3 protein-coding genes and 1 pseudogene are annotated in these 3,236 nt (G+C 75.6%); all 4 read left to right on the top strand.

Translation table 11 applies throughout. From position 1 onward, the window contains the following. Nucleotides 1–588: NYN domain-containing protein (locus tag HUW36_RS28955; protein WP_174531022.1), on the top strand; the 588-nt coding region annotated here is incomplete at its 5' end. A gap of 167 nt (nucleotides 589–755) precedes the next feature. Next, nucleotides 756–971, top strand: a complete 216-nt coding sequence (locus tag HUW36_RS28950; protein ID WP_174531021.1) for a hypothetical protein — start codon at nucleotides 756–758, stop codon at nucleotides 969–971. A gap of 696 nt (nucleotides 972–1,667) precedes the next feature. Next, nucleotides 1,668–2,927, top strand: a complete 1,260-nt coding sequence (locus tag HUW36_RS28945) for a M48 family metallopeptidase (protein ID WP_174531020.1) — start codon at nucleotides 1,668–1,670, stop codon at nucleotides 2,925–2,927. Then, nucleotides 2,924–3,236: pseudogene (locus HUW36_RS28940) on the top strand (alpha-(1-2)-phosphatidylinositol mannosyltransferase); the annotation flags it as partial. The gene HUW36_RS28945 and the pseudogene HUW36_RS28940, both read left to right, overlap by 4 nt.

The raw sequence follows: 3,236 nt of genomic DNA, 5'->3' as shown, positions 1-3,236 counted from the left end.
GACGACGCCCGGCTGTGGCTGCTGCTGGCGACGATCGGGCAGGCCGCGGTCGGGCTGCGCCGCGAGCTGGCGCTCGACCCGGTGGACACGCTGCCGGCGGACTTCGTCGCCGACGCGTTCGCCGACCAGCCGGGGGCCGCGCCGGCCGGCGCCGCGACCCGGGCCCGGGACACGGACGACCCGGCGCGTCTCGACCAGCTCCTCGCCCTGCCCCGGGCGCACCTCGTGGTGGACGGCTACAACGTCACCAAGCGCGGTTTCGGCGAGATGTCGCTGGAGCAGCAGCGCAAGCGGCTGATCACCGGGCTGGGTGGCATCGCCGCGCAGACCGGGGACGAGGTCACCGTCGTCTTCGACGGGGCCGAGCGGATCCACGGCCTCCCACCCGCGCCGCGTGGCGTGCGGGTGCTCTTCTCCCGCAAGGGGGAGACCGCCGACGAGCTGATCCGGCGGCTGGTCCGCGCCGAACCGGCCGGCCGCCCGGTGGTGGTGGTCTCCTCGGACCGCGAGGTCGCCGACGGGGTACGCCGGCACGGCGCGTACCCGCTCGGGGCCGACTCCCTGCTGCGCCGCCTCGCCCGCTCCTGACCGGCGTTCCGATCGCGCCACTTCGGCGCACTGGTGGCTGGATGATCGTTTTCCGGGTGGCTGCTGCCTCGTTGTCCGGTTCTGTCATACCCGAGGGTTAGCCTTCCGGTGACCGACGGTGGTGGTCCCTTCCCCGAGCGCCACCGGCGACCCGTCAGGAGGCGTTGATGCTCATCGACTGCGACACCTGCGGCATCCGCGGTGCCGGCTGCTCCGGCTGCCTGGTGACCGCGCTGCTCGACCCCGACTCGCCGACGGCCGACCTGGGCCCTGCCGAGCACCGGGCGATCGAGGTGTTCGCCCGGGCCGGCTTCGAGGTGCAGGTGGTGCCGTCCGCGCCGGCCCCGGCGCCCCGCCGCTCGACCCGCCGCCGGGTGGCCTGACCACCCGCCCGGACTTCTCGCCCCGTCCCCGGTCCGGTTCTTCCGCCGGGCCCGGCCCACCTCGCCTCACCTCGCACCCCCTCGCGTCACCTCGCGCCATTCGCTCCGACGGGCGTGGCCACAGTGCTTCCCGCGCCGGGTGCCGTGTACATACTGACGCTTCCCGAACGAGGCGATGACCGACCCGGCTGCGCCCGCCACGGATCGCTTCGCCGCTGTCGCGGGTCGTGCTGCCCTGCGGGCAGGTGATCCGGGGCCTCGCCGTCGGGCGTGTCGCGAGCCGGCAGGCACACGCATCATGAGCGATATGACTCCTGGTCATATTTATGACCAGGAGTCATATCGCTCTGCTGGGCACTGCGACCTGGCCGCCGACGCGCCGAGTCACGCGTCGCCCGCCGAGGCCGAGGCCGAGGCCGACGCGGGGCCGACGGCGACGCCGACCCAGCCCTCGCCGACCCGGCCTGCCGACCCGACCCGCCGGCGCTGCCCGCCGCCACCGCCGGTCTGCTGCGGTGAGCGGCGGCGGCATGCGCGCCGGTGTGACCGCCCGGAGCGGGTGCGACCGGGCCGGTGGGGCGGTGGTGACGGTCGGTGGGCACCGGAGCTGATCCGCCGGGATCGGGCAATAGGATGGGCGGTCACGGTGGAGGGGAGAGGCATGACGCGGACGGGTCGCGACGGCGGGGTGGGGTGGTGACCCCGCGCGGTTGGGCGGTGCTGAGCCTGGCCGGGCTGGCGGTCGCGCTGGTCGTGGCCGTCGTGCTGTTGGTGCCGTGGGGCCGGCCGCCGGCCCCCCGCCCGGACCAGCTCGCGGCGCTGCGGTCGCTGCCGGTCGACCAGGTGACCCGGGGCCGGGCGTTCCACGGCGCGTTGCGTCCGGCCGGATGGTCGGCGCTCGCGATCGGGCTGGTGGTGGCGCTGCTGCTCGGGCTCACCCCGCTGGGCGCGCGCCTGGTCGAGCTGGCCGGCCGGCCCTTCGGCGGCCACTGGATCGCCCAGGCCGTGCTCGGCGGGCTGGCCGTCATCTTCCTCGCCGACCTGCTCACGCTGCCCGTCTCGGCCTGGCGCCGGACCGTGCTGGTCCGCTACGGCCTGAGCACCCAGAGCTGGGGCGGCTGGGCGGTCGACCTGCTCAAGTCGTACGCGGTGAGCGCGGTCATCGGGGGGCTCGTCCTGCTCGGCTTCTACACGGTGGTGCGGCTCGCTCCCCGGTGGTGGTGGGCGTTCGGCGCGGCCGGGGCCGCCGCCCTGGTGGTCGTGCTGTCGTTCGTGCTCCCGGTGCTGGTCGAGCCGGTCTTCAACCGGTTCACGCCGATGGAGCCGGGACCGCTGCGCGCGGAGCTGACCAGCATGGCCGCCCGGGACGGGGTCCCGGTGCGCGACGTGCTGGTCGCCGACGCCTCCCGGCGCACCCGGGCGGTCAACGCCTACGTCTCCGGGCTCGGGCCGACCCGCCGGGTCGTGGTCTACGACACGCTGCTGCGGGAGGCCGAGCCCGCGGAGGTGACGAGCGTGGTCGCGCACGAGCTGGGGCACGCCAAGGACCGGGACGTCTGGACCGGCACCGTGCTCGGGGCGCTCGGCGCCGCCGCCGCGGTGGTGGCTCTCTACCTGGTCGGGTCGTGGACGCCGCTGCTGCGGCTGGCCGGTGTCGACTCCATCGCCCAGCCCCGGGCGTTCCCGCTGCTGATCGCGTTGGTCACGGTGGCCGGCCTGCTCGCCACCCCGGTGCAGGCGCTCGTCTCCCGCCGGGTGGAGGCCCGCGCCGACGCGCACGCGCTGGCGCTCACCGGCGACTCGGCGACGTTCGAGGCGATGCAGCGCCGGCTGGCCGGGGTCAACCTGTCCGACCCCGACCCGCCGCGCTGGGAGTACCTGTGGTCGGCGTCCCATCCGTCCACGGTGGAGCGGATGGCCGCCGCCCGCGCCTATGCCAGGGAGACCGGCCGATGAGCCGCACGTTGCTGATCACCAACGACTTCCCGCCGCGTCCCGGCGGCATCCAGTCCTTCGTGCACAACCTGGCCGTACGCCAGCCTGCCGGTTCGGTGGTGGTCTACGCGTCGAGCTGGCGCGGCGCGGCGAAGTTCGACGCCGACCAGCCGTTCGAGGTGGTCCGCGAGCGCACCAAGGTGCTGCTGCCCACCCCGCTGGTGGCGCGGCGGGCGGCCCGGCTGGCCCGGGCGTACGACTGCGACACGGTGTGGTTCGGCGCGGCGGCCCCGCTGGGGCTGCTCGCGTCCGGGCTGCGCCGGCGGGCGG

This window comes from Micromonospora maritima, from assembly GCF_902825405.1.
In the GTDB taxonomy this organism is placed as follows: domain Bacteria; phylum Actinomycetota; class Actinomycetes; order Mycobacteriales; family Micromonosporaceae; genus Micromonospora; species Micromonospora maritima.
Note: the sequence above shows the minus strand (reverse complement) of the source record. Positions and strands in the feature narration are given on the sequence as shown.

Coding starts and splice junctions, on each gene's coding strand:
- HUW36_RS28950 (WP_174531021.1), top strand. CDS start 756: ATGCTCATCGACTGCGACACCTGCGGCATCCGCGGTGCCGGCTGCTCC.